The sequence below is a fragment of the Massilia endophytica genome (genome assembly GCF_021165955.1).
GTDB classification, from domain to species: Bacteria; Pseudomonadota; Gammaproteobacteria; order Burkholderiales; family Burkholderiaceae_D; genus Rugamonas; species Rugamonas endophytica.
Genome location: NZ_CP088952.1, coordinates 3,016,788 through 3,038,504 on the forward strand (window position 1 = coordinate 3,016,788; position 21,717 = coordinate 3,038,504).

13 protein-coding genes and 1 tRNA gene are annotated in these 21,717 nt (G+C 64.2%); 10 read left to right on the forward strand and 4 right to left on the reverse strand.

The annotated features are described in order from the left end of the window. The first annotated feature begins 218 nt into the window (after positions 1-218). Positions 219-1,667 (forward strand): serine hydrolase domain-containing protein, encoded by a 1,449-nt coding sequence (locus LSQ66_RS13660; RefSeq protein ID WP_231765750.1) that lies wholly within the window; start codon positions 219-221, stop codon positions 1,665-1,667. A 2-nt stretch (positions 1,668-1,669) separates the two neighbouring features. Here LSQ66_RS13660 and galB read toward each other — a convergent pair whose 3' ends face one another. After that, positions 1,670-4,177 carry a beta-galactosidase GalB gene (gene galB / locus LSQ66_RS13665; protein WP_231765751.1) on the reverse strand — a complete coding sequence of 836 codons (2,508 nt, stop codon included), beginning with the start codon at positions 4,175-4,177 and terminating at the stop codon, positions 1,670-1,672. A gap of 181 nt (positions 4,178-4,358) precedes the next feature. Between galB and LSQ66_RS13670 the strand changes: the two genes are divergently transcribed. From LSQ66_RS13670 to LSQ66_RS13690, 5 genes are all read left to right on the forward strand, one after another. Further along, complete coding sequence (locus LSQ66_RS13670) at positions 4,359-5,633, forward strand: ABC transporter substrate-binding protein (protein WP_231765752.1); 1,275 nt, start codon at positions 4,359-4,361, stop codon at positions 5,631-5,633. A gap of 22 nt (positions 5,634-5,655) precedes the next feature. Beyond that, a complete protein-coding gene (locus tag LSQ66_RS13675; RefSeq protein ID WP_231765753.1) occupies positions 5,656-6,369 on the forward strand; it encodes a response regulator in 714 nt (237 codons plus the stop codon). After that, entirely contained in the window at positions 6,362-7,798 is a 1,437-nt protein-coding gene (locus tag LSQ66_RS13680) for an ATP-binding protein (RefSeq protein WP_231765754.1), read from the forward strand. The genes LSQ66_RS13675 and LSQ66_RS13680 overlap by 8 nt, the downstream gene beginning before the upstream one ends. A 337-nt stretch (positions 7,799-8,135) precedes the next feature. Beyond that, positions 8,136-10,745 carry a TonB-dependent receptor gene (locus tag LSQ66_RS13685; RefSeq protein ID WP_231765755.1) on the forward strand — a complete coding sequence of 870 codons (2,610 nt, stop codon included), beginning with the start codon at positions 8,136-8,138 and terminating at the stop codon, positions 10,743-10,745. Between the two features lie 19 nt (positions 10,746-10,764). Next, positions 10,765-12,075, forward strand: a complete 1,311-nt coding sequence (locus LSQ66_RS13690) for a sugar MFS transporter (RefSeq protein WP_231765756.1) — start codon at positions 10,765-10,767, stop codon at positions 12,073-12,075. A 42-nt stretch (positions 12,076-12,117) separates the two neighbouring features. Here LSQ66_RS13690 and LSQ66_RS13695 read toward each other — a convergent pair whose 3' ends face one another. Together LSQ66_RS13695 and LSQ66_RS13700 are read right to left on the reverse strand one after the other, a co-directional pair. Further along, complete coding sequence (locus LSQ66_RS13695) at positions 12,118-13,659, reverse strand: eCIS core domain-containing protein (RefSeq protein WP_231765757.1); 1,542 nt, start codon at positions 13,657-13,659, stop codon at positions 12,118-12,120. Positions 13,660-13,673: 14 nt separating this feature from the next. Beyond that, positions 13,674-14,747 carry a DUF5694 domain-containing protein gene (locus LSQ66_RS13700; RefSeq protein WP_231765758.1) on the reverse strand — a complete coding sequence of 358 codons (1,074 nt, stop codon included), beginning with the start codon at positions 14,745-14,747 and terminating at the stop codon, positions 13,674-13,676. 284 nt (positions 14,748-15,031) lie between these two features. Between LSQ66_RS13700 and LSQ66_RS13705 the strand changes: the two genes are divergently transcribed. The 3 genes from LSQ66_RS13705 (at position 15,032) to LSQ66_RS13715 (ending at position 18,811) form a co-directional block, all read left to right on the forward strand. Next, positions 15,032-17,497: an eCIS core domain-containing protein gene (locus LSQ66_RS13705; protein WP_231765759.1), complete on the forward strand. Its 2,466-nt coding sequence runs from the start codon at positions 15,032-15,034 to the stop codon at positions 17,495-17,497. A 29-nt stretch (positions 17,498-17,526) separates the two neighbouring features. Beyond that, positions 17,527-18,345: an AraC family transcriptional regulator gene (locus LSQ66_RS13710; protein WP_231765760.1), complete on the forward strand. Its 819-nt coding sequence runs from the start codon at positions 17,527-17,529 to the stop codon at positions 18,343-18,345. 79 nt (positions 18,346-18,424) lie between these two features. Next, a complete protein-coding gene (locus LSQ66_RS13715; protein ID WP_231765761.1) occupies positions 18,425-18,811 on the forward strand; it encodes a cupin domain-containing protein in 387 nt (128 codons plus the stop codon). An 11-nt stretch (positions 18,812-18,822) separates the two neighbouring features. On the opposite strand, the gene LSQ66_RS13720 is transcribed toward LSQ66_RS13715, so the two are convergent. Beyond that, positions 18,823-18,898 (reverse strand) — tRNA-Asn (locus LSQ66_RS13720). Positions 18,899-19,047: 149 nt separating this feature from the next. On the opposite strand from LSQ66_RS13720, the gene LSQ66_RS13725 reads away from it, so the two are divergent. Beyond that, complete coding sequence (locus LSQ66_RS13725; protein ID WP_231765762.1) at positions 19,048-21,693, forward strand: S8 family serine peptidase; 2,646 nt, start codon at positions 19,048-19,050, stop codon at positions 21,691-21,693. Positions 21,694-21,717 lie beyond the last annotated feature (24 nt).

Here is a 21,717-nt window from a genome sequence, read left to right on the forward strand (position 1 = left end):
ATATTTTTTAAGGGTTATGGGGGGCATGTCGTCGTGGCGCATGCTCTTTTTACAAGGTGGCCGGCCAAGAGTACGCGCGGGCGCGGAGTGCGCCCAATGAATTTTCGCAGCCAGGCCATAACTTTTGGTATGCAATTTTCAATACCAATTCCTGGCGCAGCTTGGCCTGGCCGCCCCGCTGCCATACAGTAGAGCCACTTCCACCACGAGAGCACAAAATGAGACAACTCTGGATCGCCTTTGCGCTGGCCGTCACGGTCCCTGCGTGGGCCACCCCGGCCTCTGAGCTGGACCGCCTCGCCACCCGCTACCACGCCCTCGGCCAGCTGGATGGCAGCGTGCTGGTCGCCGACCAGGGCAAGGTGGTCTACCACCGCGCCTTCGGCCTCGCCAACCGCGAATGGGAGGTGCGCAATACCACCGATACCGTTTTCCGTGTCGCCTCGCTTACGAAGCAGTTCACCGCCACGCTGATCCTGCAGCTCGCGGAGCGCGGCAAGTTGCGCCTGGACGACAGGATAGGCCGCTACGTTCCCGATCTGCGCCCGGAAATCGGAGAGAAGGTCACCCTGCATCAGCTGCTGAACCACACCTCGGGCATTGTGGACTACGCCAATTTTCCCGGCTTCTGGGCACGGCGGCTCGGCGAGAAAGTGCCAAGGGAGGACTTCCTGGCCATCATGAACCGGCCCCTCGAATTCGAGCCGGGTTCAAAGGGCCACTACAGCAGCTCGAACTACACCCTGCTCGGCTGGGTGATCGAAAAGCAGACCGGCAGGAGCTACGGGGAGGCGCTGGATGAAATGATCCTGCGGCCATCGGGAATGCGCCAGACCGCCTATGATGCGCCGGAGCGCATCATTCCGCGCAAGGCCTCGGGCTATGTGCGCGTTCTGGGAAGCTACCAGCCTGCCGCGCCCCTGTGGATTCCCAATATCGGCGCCGGCGGCGGCGTGGCCAGCACCACGGGGGACTTCTTCAAGCTCGATCGCGCCCTGGCTGGCGATGGCCTGCTCAAGCCGGAATCGAAGCGCCTGATGTTCACGCCCTACGTCAAGGACGATGTCTGGGGCGACCTTGGCTACGGCTACGGATGGCTGGCCGGCACGCGCGTCATTGCGGGCAAGCCGCGCCTCGTTCACGAACATGGCGGCAATGGCAACGGCTTCCGCACGCTCATCACGCGCTATCCGGAGGATGGAAAGCTCGTGATCATTTTCCTCAATGAGGGCAACGGCAACAAGGGCCCCGAAATCTACCGCATGCGCAGCGACTTCACCGATGCGCTGTATGGCAGGAAGGTTCCCGATCCAAAGCCCGCGCTTCACGACATGCTGGCAGAGGAGATCCGCCGCCTGGGAGCCGGCGCCGCCCTGGCCCGCTTCGATGCACTGCTTGCGCGCAGCGAAAAACCGTCGGACGGCAACACGCTGAACCGGCTCGCCTACCAGTACGTGGAAGCAGGCCAGCCTTCAACCGGCATTGCCATCCTCAAGCGCGCCGCCGAGCTCTATCCTCAGGACGGCAATCTCCACGACTCGATGGGCGAGCTATATCTGGCCACCGGGGACAAGGCCCGGGCGCGTATTGCCTACGCGCGCGCCCTGGAGCTCGACCCGGGCAACACGAATGCCGCCGAGGTGCTGAAGACGCTTCAGGAGCGGTAAGCCTAAGGCTTGCTGCTCAGGCTTACCTTGGCGCTTCCCAGCCCTTCGCTCGTGGCGGTCACCGTGATCGCCCCGCCCTGGCCAGGCCTGGTCCGCACGATCGCCAGCGCCAGTCCGTTGTAGACAGCGCGCTCCAGCGACTGGAAAGACACATGGCTGGTGGCATCGCCATTATCTGTCGCCACCAGTTCCGCCGGACCGGTCACGCTGAAGCGAACCTTGTTGCTGGAACGCGGCACCATCCGGCCCTGCCTGTCGGTGACGGCCACCGTCACGAAGGACAGATCCTTGCCGTCCGCCGCAAGTGCCTTGCGGTCGGCAGTCAGCGACAGCCTGGCAGGTGCTCCGGTCGTCTGCACCGTATCTTCGGCCCAGGGCTTGCCCTGTTTGTAGACGACGGCGCGCACCGTGCCGGGCTGGTACTTCACGTCATCCCAGCGCAGCCGGTAGTCGTTCGGCCCGCGCTTCTTGCGGCCCTGCGACTGGCCGTTGACGAAGAGTTCCGCCTCGTCGCCCGATGTGTACAGGTGCACAGGCGTGACCTGGCCCACGCGCTCCGGCCAGTTCCAGTGCGGCAGCAAGTGCGCCATCGGCAGCTCCGGACGCCAGCGCGCCTGATAGAGGTAGAAGCGGTCCTTCCTGAAGCCGGCCAGGTCCACGATGCCGAAGTAGGAACTGCGCGAGGGCATCTGCACTTTCTTCATCGCCGCCAGCTCCTTCGCGGCACGCTCGCGCGCCGCGGGATCGGTGAAGTTCAGTGCATTGGTCGAGTCGCTGTTGTAAGGGGTGGGTTCGCCAAGGTAATCGAAACCCGTCCAGACGAATTCGCCCGCGGCGTAGGGGCTGGCGTCCAGCCCCCTGAACTCCACGTCCGGCGACCAGGCCCAGGGCGGCGCGGTCAGATCGTAGCTGCTGACCTGGAAGTTGACGGCGCCTTCCTTCTTGTCGTCGCTGACGGGGAAGAAGTATTCGCCCCGCGAGCTCACGGTGGATGCGGTCTCGCTGCCATACACCGGGATGTGCGGCGAGCTGCGATGGAATTTGGCGTACTCCAGCGGCTTGTAGTTGAAGCCCACTACATCCACGGCGGTCTGGAAACCGTTATAGCCCGAAATGATGTGGTTGAAGCCGCCCGTTGTCGGCCGGGTGCGGTCTTCGCTGCGCACGATGTCGGCCAGGTGGGCCGCCACCCTCCAGCCTTCCGGCTCGCCCTGCTCCATGATCTCGTTACCGATGCTCCACATGATCACGCTGGGGTGGTTGCGGTCGCGCTTTACCATGGAGCGCAGGTCCTTCTCGTGCCATTCGTCGTAGAGCGTGCCGTAGTCCTTTGGCACCTTGCTGACGCGCCACGCGTCGAAAGCTTCTTCGACGATCAGGAAGCCCATGCGGTCCGCCAGCTCCAGCATCTCGGGTGCAGGAGGATTGTGCGTGGTGCGGATGGCGTTCACGCCCATGTCGCGCAGGATCTCGAACTGGCGTTCCAGCGCCCGGACGTTCAATGCCGTACCAAGCGCGCCAAGGTCGTGGTGCAGGCACACGCCCTGGATCGGCACATGCTCGCCGTTGAGAACAAAGCCGCGCGCCGCCTCGAATACCGCGGTACGGATGCCGAAGGGTGTTTCCACCTCGTCCACCACCTTGCCTTCGCCGGTCACGGTGGTGACGGCGACATAGCGCTGCGGGTCGCGCAGGCTCCACAGCTTCGGCTGCGTAACCTCAAGCGACTGCGCCAGAAGGCTCTGGCGGCCCGCCTTGACCTTGGTCAGCGGCGACACTTCGCTCTGCGCCAGCACCGGTCCGGTCTGCCGCCCCGCGGCATCCAGCGCATAAATCGCGGTGGAGACCTGGGCTGCGGTGTCGCCGCCATTGTTGTCCAGCGTGACCTGGACATTGACCGTGGCCGACTCCTTCTTGATGATAGGCGTGGTGACGTAGGTGCCGTTGTGCGCCACGTGCAGGGGTGACGTCTTCACCAGCCACACATTGCGGTAGACGCCGCCGCCGGGATACCAGCGCGACGATTCCTGTGGATTGTCGACACGGATCGCCACCACGTTCTCCGCCCCCGGCTTCAAATGCGGCGTCAGGTCTACGCGGAAGGATGCGTAGCCATAAGGCCAGCCCCCGACCTGTTTTCCGTTCAGCCAAACCGTTGCGTGCGACATGGCGCCGTCGATATCCAGATAGACGCGCTTGCCCGCGTCGCTGGCGGGCGATGTGAAATGCTTGCGATACCACGCCACGCCCCACCAGGGCAGCTTGCCGGTCTCGCCATCGTATTCCTGCCTGAACGGCCCTTCGATGCCGAAATCGTGAGGCAGGTTCAGTTTGCGCCAAGCCTTGTCATCCAGCGACGGAGATGCCGCGCCTTCGGCGGGCTCACCCTTCAGGAAGCGCCAGTCGGCATTGAAGGAGGCGCGTTCGCGTACGGCCTGTTCGGCGGCATGCGCGGGAAGGACTGCCGCAACGGCGGCGCCGGTGAGGGCAAGCAGGGATACAGTTCGCATATTCATCTGTGTGGGCAGGAAGAAGAGGCTAGTATCGGCCCGTCATGGTCTTTTGAATAATATCGATTTCAAGATAGGATTTTGCCGAAATCGGATAGCTCCGGGGGGTTCGATATAATTGCCCCTCATTTTTAGGGGGAATTGCGTGGGTGCGTCGATTCGTCAGGTGAGCTCCTTGGCCATGCGCGGCAGACTGCTGCGGGCGGCCCTGCTTGGCCTGGCGTGCGCGGCCCCTCTTCCCGCCCTCCCTTCCACCGAATCCCACGACGCCTCGCTGCAGGTGCTGCACTGGTGGACGTCCGCCGGGGAAAGGCGCGCCGCGAAAATCCTTGCCACCCGCCTGGGCGAGGAAGGCATCGAATGGAAGGACAACGCCGTGCCAGGCGGAGCGGGCCTCGGCGCAGGCAAGGTACTCAAGAGCCGCGTCCTCGCGGGTGATTCTCCCGGCGCCACCCAGATCATCGGGGTTTCGGTCGGCGAATGGGCGGAACTGGGCCTGCTGCGCGGCTTCGACAGCGTGGCCGCCGCAGGCAACTGGAACCGCGTGCTCTTCCCCACTGTGTACTCCCTGGTGCAGCATCACGGCCATGTGGTGGCGGCGCCGCTCGGCATCCACCGCATCAACACCCTGTTCTACAACCGCAAGCTGTTCACCCGCCTGCAGCTTTCACCGCCCTCGAACTGGGCCGAATTCGAACAGGTCTCCCGCAAGCTGCGCGCAGCAGGCGTTGCGCCGCTGATGCAGAGCAGCGAGCCATGGCAGGTGGCCACGCTCTTTGAAAATCTTGTACTGGCCGAGAGCGGCCCCGAATACTACCGGGACCTGTTCGTCCGCCTGAGCCCCCAGGCAGCATCGGACAAGCGCCTGCGCGAAGCCCTTTTCCGCCTGCGCGGCATGAAGGGCTGGATGGCGCCGCTCGAAGAACTGTCCTGGCCCGATGCCGTGCGCCGCTTCTCGCGCCGCGAGGCGGCCATGCTGGTGATGGGCGACTGGGCCAAGGCGGAACTGAACGAATGGGGCTTCGCCACGGACGACGAATTCTCCTGCGCCCCGATGCCGGGCACCGCCAAGCTGCACCTGTACAGCGTGGACACGCTGGCCATGCTGGGCACGGACAGCAGCCGCATGGCGGCCCAGGAAAAGCTGGCGAAGCTCGTGGTCACGCCAGCGGTGCAGCAGCAGTTCAATGCCGCGAAAGGCGCGGTCAGCGTGCGGCGCGACGCCGATCCTACCGGCATGGACAGCTGCGCCCGCGATTCCTGGACCACCTTCGCCGGCGGCGCTGCCGCCCAGGCGCCCAGCCTCGTGCACCGCATGGCGGCGGACGAGGAGAGCCGCGACGCGATCATCGCGGAGGTGCACCGCTACTTCATGAACGACAGCATCACCGAAGCCGACGTGCAGCGCCGCCTTGCGGCTGTCCTGCGCGCGCTGAACCTGCGCCGGCGCAAATGACCGGCCACCACGAGGAAAGAGCATGGCACGCAAGATCCTGATTGTCGACGACGACCAGAAAACCCGGATGCTGCTCAAGACCTATCTTGAGAAGAACCAGTACGAGGTGATCCTTTCGCACAATGGCGAAAGCTTCCTGTCCGAGCTGCACCTGCATGCAGGCCAGCTCTCGCTGGTGATCCTGGACGTGATGCTTCCCGATACCGACGGTTTCGCCCTGTGCCGCATTGTGCGCCAGCAGTCCAATGTGCCCATCATCATGCTGACCGCCAGCTCGGACGAAACGGACCGCGTCGTCGGCCTGGAGCTGGGAGCGGACGACTATATCGCCAAACCCTACAGCCCGCGCGAGCTGCTGGCCCGCATCAAGGCTATACTGCGGCGTGTGTCGGCGGAACCGGCGGCCGCGCCGCGCTACTACCGCTTCAACGGCTTCACGCTCGATGCGCTGGAGCGCAAGGTGGTCGACAGCGAAGGCCAGCCCCTCGCGCTCACGGGCCTGGACTTTCAGCTACTGAAGTACTTCGTGGACCATCCGGGCGATATCCTGGACCGCAGCATCCTGTGCGAGGAAACCCGCGGCCGCGACGCCGGTCCTCTGGACCGTTCGCTCGACGTGCAGATCAGCCGCCTGCGCCTGCGCCTGAACGACGACGGCAAGCAGCCCATGCTGATCAAGACCGTGCGCGGCGCAGGCTATGTGTTCTCGGCGGACGTGAGCGTTTCCCATGTCTGAACGGCGCTGGTGGCCCCAGTCCCTTCTGGGCCGCCTCTCGCTGGTGATGGTGGCGGGCCTGCTCATCACACAGATCGCGGGCAGCGCCATCTGGGCCACACAACTGCGGGCCAAGGCCGAGGCGGACGCCAAATCCGCCGCCCAGTACCTGGGCCAGGGTGCGGCCAGTTCCATCCGCTTCTTCCGCAGCCTGCCTCCCAGCTACCGCAGCCTGCTGATCCAGCAGCTGCGCGAAATGGGCGGCACGCGTTTCTTCGTGTCCCTGAACCGCGCCTATGTGCCGGTGCCGCCCATCGCCCCCAACGCGCTGGCCGACACGGCGCTCGGCACCGTCGGCGCCACCCTGCGCAATGACCTGAACCACGACCAGTTCCGCCTCGCCTTTGCCTGGCCCGACCAGCTGGCCGTGTCGCCGGACGGCGTGCATCTGGGCGAGCTGCCGGAGAACTGGGTGCGCCACATCCTGCTGCCAAAGCCGGACCCCGCGCCCATTCTCGTGATCCAGACGGAGCTCGAACCCGGCAACTGGCTGTACATGGCCACGCTGATGCCCGACCCCTACTTCCTCCGCAACAGCGATCCGCTGTCGCCGGACCGGCTGGTGCTGCAGGGCCTCTCGCTGGCCGCCGTACTGCTGCTCTCGATCCTGGTTGTGCGCTCCATCACGCGCCCGCTGGCCGCGCTGTCCGACGCCGCAGAGGCCTTCGGCAAGGACGAAAACGCGCCTGCGCTGCCGGTGACGGGCAGCCGCGAGTTCGTGAACACGGCACGCGCATTCTCCGCCATGCGCGACCGCATCGCGCGCTATATCGAGGATCGCGAACGCCTCTTCATCTCGATCTCGCATGACCTGCGCACGCCCATCACCCGTCTCAAGCTGCGCGCCGAGCTGCTGGACGACGAAGCCCTGCGCAACGAGTTCGAGGAGGACCTGGACGAACTGGACATGATGGTCAAGGGCGCGCTGCAGTGCGTGAAGGACAGCGACATCCACGAGAACCCGGCCGAGATCCGCCTGGACAGTTTGATCAAGCGTCTGGTGCGCAGCGCCCAGCTGGCAGGCCACAGCGTGGCTTTCGGCGGCACGAGCGCCGTCGTGCGCGGCAAGCCGCTTGCACTGAAGCGCGCCATCGGCAACCTGCTGGACAACGCCCTGTTCTACGGCGAGCGCGCCGAGATCAGCGTGCGCACGCTCGATGGCTGGGTGGAAATCGCCGTGCGCGACCACGGCCCCGGCGTGCCGGAAGATGCTTTCCCCAGCCTGTTTGAACCCTATGTGCGCCTGGCCCACGGCCGCGAACGCAACGACGGCGGCATGGGACTGGGCCTCGGCATCGCACGCGGCGTGATCGAAGGCCATGGCGGCAAGCTCCTTTTGGCAAACCATCCCGAGGGCGGACTCAATTCCGTGATCCATCTCCCCGCATGAAGCGTTATTTAGACAAGTGTTTTGTAATGTTTTGTAAGCCTGCCTGACGCTGGGTTTCAGCGCTTTCGGCAGCCCGGCGGGTCCAATGTAAAGATACGTAAGCGGCCGCGCCTTCCCGTCGCATCAATTCCCAATCAAATCAATCAGTTAGCCGAATCCAGCTGCCCATGGAGGCGCGCTGGTGTCACACGGCAGGCCGGTGCTAGCATCGGTTCATCGACACGGTAACTCACACTCCCCTCTTGTGTGTGAGCTTTGTCCGGCGCCACCCCGGCGGCGCCGGTTTTTTTTGGCCTAAGCGATACCGACACTGAAAAAAACATCCAAGGGAGAACGTATGTCCGAGCCATTGATCCGAAAAAAATACCTGACCCAACTGATCGCGATGGCGCTTGGCGCACTATCCGCGCAGGGCCACGCGGCAGGCCAGGCCGATACCTCGGCCGCAGCCGATGCCGCCCCTGTCGTGGAAGTGCGCGGCATCCGCGAAACGCTGAAGCGCAATCTGGCGGAGAAGCGCGATTCGTTGAACATCGTCGACACGGTGACCGCGGAAGACCTGGGCAAATTCCCGGACAAGAACGTGGCGGACTCCCTGCAGCGCGTGCCCGGCATCTCCGTGGACCGAACCTGGGGCGAAGGCCGCGACATCTTCGTGCGCGGCACGGACAAGAACCTGAACATGACGCAGCTGAACGGCCAATCCGTGGCCTCGGCCTACTGGTGGAAGAACGACGCGCAGAGCCGCGGCTTCAACTACGACATCCTTCCTTCCGAACTGGTGGGCAGCCTGGACGTGTACAAGAGCCCTTCCGCCGACCTGGATGAAGGCAGCATCGGCGGCTTGGTGATCGTGAAGACGCGCAAGCCCCTGCAATTCAAGCAGCCCCTCACGGCGCAGTTCTCCGCCGAAGCCACCTACAGCGACCTGCCTTCCAAGACCGATCCCCAGTTCTCCGGCCTCGTGGCATGGAAGAACGAGGCGAAAACCTTCGGTATCCTTGCAGCCTTGAGCCGCCAGCAGCGCACCATGCGGCGCGACGGCCTGGAGAACTTCACCGACGCCACGAAATACAACATCGTGGACCAGAACGGCGCCGTCACGCCGAACGCCTATGCCTCGTGGGGCGGCGGCTCCGCCATCTTCCGCCAGGACCGCGAGCGCACCACCGGCAACCTGACATTGCAACTGCGTCCAACGCCTTCCTCCGATATCTCATTGAACTACATGAATTCGGACATGGACATGGACAACAATAACCAGAACTACCTGTGGCAGGCAGGCGGTCTGGCGGACGCCAATGGCACGCTGCGCGTGACCAACCCGCGCTTCATCACCACCTCGGACGGCACGAAAGCCCTGGTGGGCGGCACCGTGGGCCCGACCACGGGCGTATCCTTCGAGCCCATCTACCGCGAGGCCTATATCAAGTCCAAAGTGCTGGACCTGGAAGGCAACGTGGACGGCGACGGCTGGCAGCTGCACGCCCAGGCGGGCACCACCTCCGGCGCGGGCGGCAGCCTCCACGACCGCAACTTCTGGTTCACCGGGAACACCCGCGCCACCATCAACCTCGCGCCGGACACCTATGAGGTCACCTATCTCGACATGAACCCGCTCGATCCCACGAAGCTTACGCTGCAGGGCGCGCGCGACTGGATCCGCCGCATGGAGAGCAAGGAGAAGTACGGCCAGGCCGACCTCACGCTGGACGTGGACAAGGGCTTCATCAAGAACGTGAAACTGGGCGCCAAGCTGCGCGACAACACGGTGCAGAACCGCCGCGTCATCGGCACGGTGGGACCAGGCAGCACCGGCTGGCAGTCCTTCTCGCTGGCGGACCTCTCCACCGGCCCCTCGCCGAAACTGAGCCAGGAAGCCGCCACGGCAGGCTCCCTTACCCAGTACGCGTGGGTGGACGACGCGCTGGCCTTCAGCAAGGGCTTCCCCATGTACGACAAGGGCATGGTGTATGCGGAAGCGAAGGGCGAGTACTACCGCATCAAGGAACGCATCTCTGCACTGTACGGCAAGGCGGAATTCGCCTACGACAAGTGGCGCGGCGACTTCGGCGTGCGCTATGTGCGCACCCGCCAGACGTCGGAAGCGAACCAGAACCTTGGCGGCACGGGCAACTACACGCTGGGCAGCGTGGAGCGCAGCTACAACGACATTCTGCCCAACCTGAACTTCGTGTACGAACTGCGGCGCGACCTGCTGGTGCGTGGCGCCGTGTCGCGGGTGATGGCAAGGAACACCTTCAGCGACCTGAGCGCCAGCACGGAAGTCAGCGGCACCACGAATGCCGCCACGGCAGGCAACCCGCTGCTGAACCCATACCATGCCAACCAGGCCGAGATCGGGGCGGAATGGTATTTCGCCGACGCGTCCCTGCTGTCCGCCACCCTGTTCAGCAAGCGCCTGGATACCTTCATCTACACCTCCACCGCCATCGAGAACGTGGCAGGCGTGATGCGTCCCGTCACGCGGCCGCACAACGCAGACAACGGCGCCACCATCAAGGGCCTGGAGCTGCAATGGCAGCAGGCATTCGGCAACGGCTTCGGCGCCATCGTCAACTACACCTTCACCGACGCCAAGGCCGGCTCGGTGGCGGGCGGCCGCAAGCTCAATGTGGTGGGCAATTCGCGCAACCAGCTCAATGCCAGCGGCTACTACGAGAAGCACGGCTACAGCCTGCGCGTGTCCTACAACTACCGGTCCAAGTCCTATGGCGGGCTCGATGAAGGCGGCCAGGACGTGACCAGCGCCTACGGCCAGTGGGATGCCACGGCAAACTGGGATATCACTCCCAAGTACAGCCTGTACGCGTCGGCCGTCAATATCGGCAACGAGGTAATCCGCACCAACACCACGGACGGCCTGCCGGTTGGCGTCTACGAAAACGGTGCCCGCTACAGCATCGGCCTGCGCGCGAAGTTCTGAAGCAATGAGGAATCAGGCAATGGAAGTTCCCGGCCAGGCGGCCAAGTCCAGGGAGGTGGCGGTGGCGATGGCCTTCATCGGCCTCATGTTCTTCATCCTCGGCTTCGCCACCTGGCTGAACGGGTCGCTGATCCCCTTCCTGAAAATTGTTTGTGACCTGAACAATTTTCAGGCCCTGTGGGTCACCTTCGCGTTCTACATCGCCTATACGGTGATGGCTCTGCCTGCGGCGGCCGTGCTGCGCCGCACGGGCTACCGCAAGGGCATGGCGCTGGGTCTGGGCGTGATGGCCGTGGGCGCGCTGCTCTTCATACCGGCGGCGCGGACAAGCTTGTACGGCCTGTTCATGCTCGCTCTGTTCACCCTCGCCAGCGGCATGACGCTCATGCAGACGGCGATCAATCCCTACATCGTCTGCATCGGCGCCCGCGAAAGCGCCGCCATGCGCATCAGCGTCATGGGCTTGCTGAACAAGGCGGCGGGGGTGATTGTGCCGCTGGTGTTCTCAAGCCTGATGCTGTCGGGCATAGGCCACTTCTCGGACGCCGAACTGGCCGCGCTGGCGCCCGCCGCACGCGACGCACTGCGTTCCGAGCTCGCGCTGCGGCTGGTGTTCCCCTACATGGCCATGGCGGGCTGCCTGCTGCTCGTGATGCTGCTGGTGCAGTTCTCGCCGCTGCAGGAGATCGCCGCGGAGGAAGAGGAAACGCCGGTGGAACGCTTCGGCGTGCTGCGCTTCCCGCAGCTCGTGCTGGGCGCTCTCTCGCTGTTCGCTTATGTGGGCGTGGAAGTGATTGCGGGCGATACCATCGGCCTGTATGGGCGCCATCTGGGCGTGGAGAAGTTCGGCATCCTCACCTCCTATACGATGAGCTTCATGGTGCTGGGCTACATTGTAGGTGTGCTGGCGATACCGAAGTTCCTGTCGCAGAAGGAGGCGCTGCTGCTGTCCGCCATCAGCGGCATCGCTTTCACGGCGGGGGTTGCGCTCAGCTCACCCGCCAGCACCGGCATCTCGCAGGTGCTGGTGACCTGGGCAGGCGTGCCGGCGGTGCCGGACTCGGTGATGTTCCTCGCCATGCTGGGCTTCGCCAACGCGCTGGTGTGGCCGGCCATCTGGCCGCTCGCACTGGAAGGCCTGGGCAGGTACACGGCCAGCGGCTCCGCGCTGCTGATCATGGGCATTGCGGGCGGCGCCCTGCTGCCCATGCTGTACGGCTACCTGTCCGACGCGCACAGTGCGCAATCGGCGTACTGGCTGATGCTGCCCTGCTATGCGCTGATCCTGTTCTACGCTGTGAGGGGCCACAAGATCCGTTCCTGGCCTTGAGCACGCTGAACCCGGAGGCAGCCGAGGCTCCGCTGGCCGCTACTATGGATAGACCAGCTGAGTATCCGCATACCCAACGCCCTTCTTCACGGCGTCCTTCTCCGGGTTCATTTTTCTGAATCCCAAAGACTCGTACCAGCCCACTGCGGAAAACGCCGAATCGACGCGCAGCTCCGTGCACTCCTTCTGCGCCTTGAAGCGCGCAATGGCATCCTTCACTAGCGCCGATCCGCCGCCCCCTTTGTCCGGGTGGCCAATCAGCCAGCGGATGTACATATAGTTCACCCCCATGTAGTGATCCTTCTCCAGCACCATATAGGCGACCGGCTCCCGATGCGCTCCCTGGTAACTCGCGCTGAGTACATGCTGGTCCTCCGCCTTGCCGAACGGTATGCGTTCGCTGGGCTTCTTCATATCGCCCGAAACGTTTTCCCCTTCGTCGTACTTGTCCCAGTTCCATCCTGATGTGATGTCGTCGCCGTGCTCAGTGCTCTCACCGTCGAACTTCTCGGCGCCGACGACGCGGCCAATACTGCGCCTTCTCTTCTTTGCGGCCTCGCTCCAGGCATCATGGAAACCCTGCAGATCGTGGGACACTGTTTCGTCCTCCGCCTTGTGCCTCTCTATGCCGATCTTCTTCTGCGGAGGCTTCTCCACCGCAGGCAGCTTGACGGTTTCGGCGCGCACATAGCTGTCCTCCGGAGGTTTCACAAACGCTCTGCCGTCCCATACGAACAGCACCTTCAGCCATTTATGCCGGAGTTCGTCGGCCTCCCGGTCCGCCTCGCGCCGGGAAGCCTTCTCCTGGTTTCCACCGCGCCGGGACATGAACACTGCCTCGTCGTCCACAACAATCTTCTGGCCATGCGACAGCTGGCCCAGCTTCCCGGGAACTTCCCTCGACTGCCAGTCATCATGCTCGCCGAACAGCGACTCGCCCCTGGCCTGGACCAGATGGGTGATCGCCCAGCTGACCGTTGCTTCCTTTACGGCCCTTTGCACAGGGCTTGCGCCCGCCGCCGGGGCGCTTGCCGCGCGGGATGGGAGCGTCGCCGGTCCGGGTTTCATCTGTAAGGCTTTCGCCCCCATCACATCGGCCTCGCGCTCCAGCCTCTTGTCGTCATTGACCGGCGTGCCGCGCTTCATCTGCATGGTGGGCTTCACCCTGCCCTGCTTCTGCTGCACCACGTGCCATGCTTCGTGCGCCAGGTGCTTCTCCTGGCCCGATGCCAGATGGATATCGCGGCCCTGCGCATAGGCATGGGCATTCAGCTGGGCAGGCTTGCTGGAGTTGTAGTGAACCTTGACATCGTCCATCGAATGCCCGGAAAGGCGTTCGATGCCTGATTTCAGATTGTCCGGCAGGCCCGTATGATTCTTGGCGCGCTGCGCGACGCCGCTATTGGCCACACCTTCGAGCGCGTGCAGCTGCGCTACTCTTGGGCTGCTGTTGGCCGCCTCCTGCAGCTTTCGCTGCACGGCGGCCTGGGGCCGATTGTCCGCCAGTCCGGCTAACGGCTTAAACCGCCTCTGAACAGGCTCCTTTGCTTCGGACTGTCGCTTATTGCCAGCGTAAGCCTTCATTTGCAGGTCCTTCCCTACAGTAGCGGTGCCGCGTCGACAATGCGCACATCATGCATCTGGTGCAGGTAGGCTTCGAGATAGCCCTTGTGCGAAGCGCCCACCACCACCAGGACGCGCATGCCGGGCTGCGCCTCCATCACCGCGCGGATATTGGACGCCATGCGCAGATTGCGTATCTCCCAGTACGCCACATAGGCGCGGCCGAAGCGCTGCGGCGATGGCTCGTTGAGCGCGGCGCCGAAATCGCTGTCGAACACCAGCTTTCCGGTTCCAGGCACCGTGTTATAGGTGCGGTACATCGACAGCACACCCTCGGGCGTGCGCAGGCCTTCGCGCATCGCCTCGTCCGTTTGCTTGCGCTTTTCGGTCGCCGGATTGTTCCAGGCCTTCATCAGCGCTTCGCCGTATGCCTTCTGGTCCGGCGTCGGGCTGTCGGCAGTATGGTCGTCCATGGGGTACACGCGCTCATGGCCCAGCCGCACCGCGAGCCGTACCGCTATCTGGTAGCTCTCATCGCGTTTGCGTTCCAGCGTCTGAAGCCGTTCGACAAGTACGGCATCGAGCCCGTCGCCAGTCCGCCGTTCGGCTTCCGGTAGCCGGAGCCACTGAACGAGAGCCGAAGCCTGCTCGCCTCCCGCGAGGAAGACTGCCGCCAGGCGGCGGCGCTCGGAGGCGCTGGGCGATGCCGGCCATACGGCCAGCATCTGCTCGGCCTGCGCTGTCGCCGCAGGGATATCCAGCCCCGTCGCTGCTTGCGCAGGCGCGGTATTCCAGCAATAGGATTCGATTGTGTCCTGATAGCGCTGCGGGTGGCGGCGGACGAAGTCGCACTGCACTCCGGAGAGCGCTTCGATGGCGATAGCCTTGGGCTTCCACGCGGCGAGCCTGTCGTTCAGCAGCCGCAGGCTGGCGGTTTCGAAAGTGGACGGCAGTTGCGAGAGATGGGGAGACCCCAGGACCAGGACTTCATTCTGCGTCCCGTTGGCTGGCCCCTTCAGCGCAGCAGGATTAAAATCCGGCTGATAGCCCTGTGCCGCCGCCATCCCGGAAAACGCCAGCGACACCATCAAGCAAGGCAGTTTTGACACGTATCCCCTCCATGCGCATATCGATAATCATCTGATAATTACACTTCCGCGATAAAAAGTCACCTCGGCATGTGACGGGCTGTGACAAAGTGATAGTTTCTTCGAAATCCCCACATGATAAATTCGCTCTCTGAGCGACATCTTCCGGGATGATGATGGAGAAGCTGGTCAAACCTGAACCACCAAGATCACAGGCGCAAGGTGGCCAGAGGGAAGCGCCATCCCGCGGCGCCCTCAGCCAGCAACCCGGACGCCTGGCGCAGGCCGTGCAAGGCAGTCCCCGCATGCTCGCCCAGCGAAAGCTTGCGGACAACATCGCGAACAGCCCGCGCAGCGTGGCCCAGCGCCAGCTCGGCGAAATCGTACAGACGGCACAAGAGAGCGGAGCCGAGGGCCGCAGCGGCCTGCCCGGGCCTTTGAGATCGGGCATCGAAAGCCTGTCCGGCATGTCGATGAGCGGCGTGAAAGTCCATTACAACTCCTCCAGGCCCGCGCAGCTGCAGGCGCACGCCTATGCCCAGGGCAACGACATCCATCTCGGTCCGGGCCAGGAGAAGCATCTGCCGCACGAGGCCTGGCATGTGGTGCAGCAGCGCCAGGGCCGAGTGAAAGCGACGCTCCAGGCCAAAGGAGTGGCGATCAACGACGATAGCGCGCTGGAGCAGGAGGCCGACGTCATGGGTGCGCGGGCGGCCCAGGCGAAGGCTATGCCGCCACAGGGCCGCGAAAGTGCGGCTCCTGCCAGTGTGGGACAGCTGCAGGCGGCGCCGGTGGTACAGGCCTTCTGGCTCCGGCAGGCCGACACCGTCAGCTGGATCGACGACGCCAACCGGGTAGCGCCCCTTCTGGTCGTCAACAAGGTGCCTGAACAGCGCAAGGTCCTGCATTCCAAGAAGTCCGGTAAATACAAGACCAAAATCGTGGATGTCGACGAAACCAGGAGGAGCTACGGTTTCGTCGGCGAGAAAACCAAGGTCTATCGCCTTGCAGGGATTGTCAAGGTCTCCTGGTCCGTCATCCAGAGCCTGATCGACGAACTGGGCGTGCAGCGCGTCGATATCATCTACACGGGCCTCGATTCACGATGGGGGACGGCGCCAGGCATAGGCGCCATCCGCAAGCACAGCGCAAACCTCGCGAACCTGGATATCAGCGTGTTCACGCGGCTGTTCTCGCAACCTTCGCTGGACGTGAGCACATTCCTCAACCTGCTCGGCGTGCACGACTTCGACGAATACTTCCAGGGAACGGTGGCCGAGCAGCTCAAGCTGGTCACGGGCCCCGAACTGAAAGCCTTCCACGGCCTGCTCCAGGCGGAATCCAGCCTGACGTACAGGCGCGTGCTCGATCTCAGCCCCACGGCCAGCCAGGGCGCCCACTTCCTCAAGGAACATGGCGCGCACAGTACACTGCACCAGACCATCGCGCGCGCGGTGGAATACGGCATGGCGCACGGGAACCAGGCCACCAAAGGGAACTGGGCGTCCAACCTGATTGCATCGAGAGCGGTGCAGTGGGCGACGCGAAAAATGGACAACGATGTCAACCGGGCCAACAACGACAAGACGCGCACGGTCGCAGACCTGGATGTCATCACTCCCGCCGCTGCGGCCGCGACAGGCATATTCGCCAACGTCCGCGCCAATGTGCGCAACGCGATCACGAACGGCCCTTATCACACGGGGAACCTGACGGGCGGCCGCGGCGCAGTGACCGCGGCAATCACCGGCACCTACACGGACACCCCAGGCCACACTCACGCCATCCGCGGTAACTTCACCGGCAATCTGATGGGCCCACTGCCGGGCGCCCCTGTCGTCAACCAGCCGGTCACGATAGAACGCCTGAGCGGCAATGGCGCCACGACCGCGGCGATGACAGCACGAACCAGTGCCGCCGGCGTCGCACCTCCGACCCTCAACGGGACGTTGGTCGCGAACCTCCACTACACCGATTCGCATGTGGGCCTGACGATAGGTGGCAACCACTTCGACGGCGTTGGCGATCTGCGTACGGCCATGGATGCTCCGGTCAACGGCGCCCATGCGACGTGGGGCACCACAGGTGCGTACACCGGAGGTTATATCAACGCAAGCGTCAACCAGCAGACCGTGAACGACGGCGTTGGCAACCAGGCCAGGTTGAACCAGGGCGACTTCGTCGCGGGTTACTGGACGAGCCCCAACAATCACGCGGTGAGAGGGAACCTCACGGGCTATTCGAACGGCTGGAATCAACCGGTTGCAAGCGGCGGCAAATACACGAACCTTGTGGCCACGCTGGGCAACCTGCCGCTAGCGGCAGCGGGAGGTTTCGAGCCCAGGACTTTGCATGCGATTGTCAACAACGCGGATGTCGCAGGCAAGACCCTGCACTACGTGAAGATCGCCGGGGGGCCCGGACCACTCACGATCGACGGCAAGCTGCTCGCGCCCACCGTCACGGTCAACGGCACCCTGGCCGACCTGAAGGCGGACCATCTCGTTCCGCTGGCGGTGGCCAGCATCGCCTCGCTGCGGCTGACGACCGACAATATCGTCAAGAACAATGCGACAGCCGCGCCAAACATCGATACCGTGGCCGCGCCGGTTGCCGGAACAACCTACTACAAGCAGATCGGCGCCGACCGCATCGAGTTCCGGCTGCAGGCGCTGGACCTGCCCCCGGCATGGACCGAAACGAACTTCCGCGTGCTGTTCAAACTGACCAGCGCCCACAAGGCGCACTACGAGCCCTTCACCGCGTACTGATTCCATGCCGTTCACGGTATCATCGGCACATGGACCGCAGACTGGAAACAGGTGAGTACTTTGGCAACAGCACCGTGCTGTATGAGCGCGGCGGGCTGGCGCTGAGCGCGACCCGCTTCGCCGGTGAGCTGGATATTCCCAGCCATCAGCATGAGAACCCCTTCTTCTGCCTGGTGCTGGACGGCTGCGGCACACGTCGATGGCCGGGCCGCGCGGGTGAGCAGGCGCCCATGGCCCTGACCATGTTTCCAGCCGAGATGCCGCATGCGAACCACTGGCATGAAGGAGGCGGCAGCGTACTCCACGTGGAGTTCTCCGGCAGCTGGCTGGAACGCATGCGCGAGTCCCGCGCACTGCTCTCGCGCCCCCTTGACTTCGACCGGGGAGCGCCAATGCTCACGGCCCGGCGCCTTGCCCTGGAAACGCGGGTCTTGGACAGCGCATCGCCACTACTGATCGAAGGCCTGGTGCTGGAGCTGCTGGGAGAGTGCGCGCGCAGCCGTGCCGCGCCCACGGGCGCACAGCTGCCAGCGCGCATCCGGCGCCTGCAGGAACTGCTGCATGCCCGCTTTGCCGAGCGCCTGGACCTCGATGAGCTGGCAGACAGCAGCGGAGTTTCGCCCGACTTCCTGGCGCGTGAATTCAAGCGCCACACCGGCAGCAGCATAGGCGACTATGTGCGCCAGCTGCGCGTGGAGTATGTGTGCAATCGCCTGCGCGGCAGCCGGCAAAGCATCGCGGAGATCGCGCTGGCTGCCGGCTTCAGCGATCAAAGCCATTTGAACCGGGTTTTCCGGCGCCTCATGCGCATCACGCCCGCAGCCTACCGGCGCGCCACTACGGATTAGTCCAAAAACAGCGCCTGCGTTCAAGCGCGCGGGGACGGCGCATCCTATGCTGAATGTTCATTCACTCAGGAGCCGCGCCATGCCCATCAACGCCACCCCGGATACGCCCTACCATACCCGCCTGGATGTGCTTTTCGGGCCGCTGGAAATCGTGGATGCCGCCGCTGTGGCAGCGGCCAACGAGCATCCCTGGTTCAACCAGACGCTATGCCGCGTGAACGATTCCGTGGTGCGCCTGGGCGTGCTGCAGGGCGAGTATCACTGGCACAAACACGACAACGACGATGAGTTCTTCTTTGTGGTCAGCGGGCTGTTCGTCATTGACCTGGAGGGCCGCAGCGTCACGCTGCATCCGGGCCAGGGCTTCGTGGTGCCGAAAGGCGTCATGCACCGGCCTCGTGCGCCGGAGAAGACAGTCGTGCTGATGATGGAAACGGCCTCGATCGTGCCGACAGGCGACAGTTGAAGAAAAAATTCTGGCTCCCCGACCTGGACTCGAACCAGGGACCTGCGGATTAACAGTCCGTCGCTCTACCGACTGAGCTATCAGGGAAAAGAGGTGACATTATAGCCGCGTGCAGCGAGCTCTACAACACACTTTCTTTGGACGCACCGTGAGCTAGCGCAAACCTGCGGCGGATACGGGTCATAGACTGAGACAGGCGAGTGATACCCGCTCCCTTACTCCTGAGGAGACCCGTCATGAAGAATTTTCCGCAACACCTGTCACACGCTTCCGGCGCGCCCCTCGCGCTGGAACCCACCCGTCTGCTGCTGGCGCTGAAAGCGCCGCGCGAGCGGTCCGAGGTGGCCCAGTTCCTGCACGGCCTGGACCTTTTCCTGGAGGACGATCCTGACGGCGAGGGCGTCCCCGGCGAACGCGTCAACCACACGCGCAGCCGCTACTTTGTGCAGGCGCGCCGCGCGCTGGACGATGGGCATGTCGCCAAGATCGAGTCCGCCGGCCAGGCGATTGGCCTGGACTGGGTGGGCCCCGTCTACCGCATGGCCGGCCAGGAAGGCCGGCGCGGCCTGATGACGCCCCTGCCCAATGTGGGCGTGATCCGCCTGCGCGACCAGAACGGCCCCGGCTTCGCGGCGGAAGGCCTGAAGACCCAGGGCGCCGAGCCCGTACTCAAGGAAGTGCCGGAGAAATCGCGCTACCTGAACGGCTACCGCTACTTCCAGATCACCAATGCGCGCGAGGTCAACGCCTACGAGCTGCGCGACCGCATCCGTCGCCTGCCCAACGCCGGGGTGATCGACTTCCAGTTCGAAACCATGCCGCTGCTGACACCGACCTCGATTGCGCCCAACGATACCCTCTTCCCGCAGCAATGGGACATGACCCGTATCGAAGCGGGCGGCCCTGGCGTTACCGGCTGGGACATCACGACCGGCGTCGCTACCCAGGTGGTGTGCGTGCTGGACGAAGGCTGCGACCTTACCCACCCGGACCTGCAGTTCTCTGACCCCGGAATCAACCTCGGCACGATGATGCCGGACGGTTCGCCCACCGGCAATCACGGCACTGCCTGTGCAGGCATCGTGGCCGCCACCTACAACAACGGCGCGGGCGTGACGGGCGTGGCAGGCAACGCGCGCATCCTGCCCGTGGCCTTCGATGCCTGGACCGACGTGGAAGTGGCCGCGGGCATCAACTACGCCACCGCCAACGGCGCCAGCGTGATCAGCATGAGCTTCGGCTTCAATGGCTGGAGCACGGCGATCATCGATCCGGCCATCCAGAACGCCTTCAACAACAACCTCGTGATGTGCGTGGCGACCCACAACTACAACGGCCCTATCACCTACCCGGCCACGAACCCGCTGGTGATTGCCGTGGGCGCCTCGGACGAAGTCGACAACCGCAAGACTCCCATGAGTCCGGACGGCGAACCCTGGGGCTCGAACTTCGGCCCCGAGATCTCCGTCGTGTCGCCCGGCGTGCACATTCCCACTACCGACCGCCAGGGAGCAAGCGGCTACGATCCCGGCGACTACGAGTTGGCCTTCAACGGCACCTCCTCGGCCACGCCGCACGTGGCAGGCCTGGCTGCCCTGATCCGCAGCGCCTATCCCACGCTGAGCAACGTGCAGGTGCGCGCCCACATCGAGCGCACGGCGCAGAAGGTCGGCGCGGTGGCCTACGCCGATACCCCCGGCCGCCCGAACGGCAGCTGGAACCAGGAAATGGGCTATGGCCGCATCAACGTCTACCGCGCGCTGGATGAAGCGGACGTGATGATCAAGGACGCACCAGCCGACAATGGCGCCGAGCCTTTCACCGGCGGGAACTTCTGGGACTTCTCCGACATTGTAGTGCGCATCTTCGACGACAACGTCTTCGTGCCGAGCGATCCGGCGCAATCGAAGAACGTGGAACGCGGCCAGGCCAACTACATCTACGTGCGCGTCACCAACAGCGGCTCGCGCGACGCCCGCAACGTCACCGTCAGCACCCGCATCACGCCTTTCGTCGGCCTGCAGTTCGTCTACCCGCAGGACTGGACGGTGTCGGATGCCACGCACGTGAGCCCTACCCCGCTTGCCGCCAGCTTCGGCACCGTGCCGGCGGGTTCCACCGTCATGGCCAAGTTCCGCATCGAAGCGGCGCAAGTGGAAAGCCTGTACGGCTGGATCACGAACAGCGGCTGGCACCCCTGCCTGCTGGCCGTGGTCAATGCGGACAACGACTATGCCTTCGCCACCGCCCCGCTGACGGGCGATCCGATCAGCGCGCGGCGCAACAACCTGGCACAGCGCAACCTGTCCGTGATCGACGTGCTGGCCAATGCCAGCGCCACCTTCCCCTTCGTCATGGGCAACCGCTACAACCTTGAGCGGCGCATGTCGCTGCTGGTGGACCGCAGCCGCCTGCCCGCCGCCATGCCGCTGACGCTGTCGCTGGATGAAGAAGGCCGGGAATTCCCGGCCGTGGACTTCAACAACCAGATACTGCCGGACGACCAGGGCGACAGCATGTGCGACAACGCGCTTGTCTTCCTCGAGGAGACCAGGATCAAGACGCGTTTCGGCTGCTGCACGGGTATCCTCACCCTCGGCAAGGACTCGCGCTTCGACTGCGCCACCCGTCACAAGCTGGGTAATATCAAGGTGGACGGCGGCGAGGTCGTGCTGCGCGATGGCCGGCGCTATGTCGAGATCCGGCAGTCGCTGGTGCGCATCAGCATGGACAAGGAGCCTGGGGCCATCTATCCCCTGGCGCTGCGCACCACCATCCCTGCCTCCGCAGCGGACGGCCAGCAGTACATGCTGGGCGTATCGCAGCAGAATACCCAGGGCATTACCGCCGGCGGCGCCGGTGTGGTCTACGTTGTGAGGTAATTTTCACGGTCGCTGGCGCCATGT

What these genes read in the sequence shown, in the direction of transcription:
- LSQ66_RS13660 (WP_231765750.1), top strand. Translation starts at nt 219, where the DNA reads ATGAGACAACTCTGGATCGCCTTTGCGCTGGCCGTCACGGTCCCTGCG.
- galB (WP_231765751.1), bottom strand. Translation starts at nt 4,177, where the DNA reads ATGCGAACTGTATCCCTGCTTGCCCTCACCGGCGCCGCCGTTGCGGCA.
- LSQ66_RS13670 (WP_231765752.1), top strand. Translation starts at nt 4,359, where the DNA reads ATGCGCGGCAGACTGCTGCGGGCGGCCCTGCTTGGCCTGGCGTGCGCG.
- LSQ66_RS13675 (WP_231765753.1), top strand. Translation starts at nt 5,656, where the DNA reads ATGGCACGCAAGATCCTGATTGTCGACGACGACCAGAAAACCCGGATG.
- LSQ66_RS13680 (WP_231765754.1), top strand. Translation starts at nt 6,362, where the DNA reads ATGTCTGAACGGCGCTGGTGGCCCCAGTCCCTTCTGGGCCGCCTCTCG.
- LSQ66_RS13685 (WP_231765755.1), top strand. Translation starts at nt 8,136, where the DNA reads ATGTCCGAGCCATTGATCCGAAAAAAATACCTGACCCAACTGATCGCG.
- LSQ66_RS13690 (WP_231765756.1), top strand. Translation starts at nt 10,765, where the DNA reads ATGGAAGTTCCCGGCCAGGCGGCCAAGTCCAGGGAGGTGGCGGTGGCG.
- LSQ66_RS13695 (WP_231765757.1), bottom strand. Translation starts at nt 13,659, where the DNA reads ATGAAGGCTTACGCTGGCAATAAGCGACAGTCCGAAGCAAAGGAGCCT.
- LSQ66_RS13705 (WP_231765759.1), top strand. Translation starts at nt 15,032, where the DNA reads ATGCTCGCCCAGCGAAAGCTTGCGGACAACATCGCGAACAGCCCGCGC.
- LSQ66_RS13710 (WP_231765760.1), top strand. Translation starts at nt 17,527, where the DNA reads ATGGACCGCAGACTGGAAACAGGTGAGTACTTTGGCAACAGCACCGTG.
- LSQ66_RS13715 (WP_231765761.1), top strand. Translation starts at nt 18,425, where the DNA reads ATGCCCATCAACGCCACCCCGGATACGCCCTACCATACCCGCCTGGAT.
- LSQ66_RS13725 (WP_231765762.1), top strand. Translation starts at nt 19,048, where the DNA reads ATGAAGAATTTTCCGCAACACCTGTCACACGCTTCCGGCGCGCCCCTC.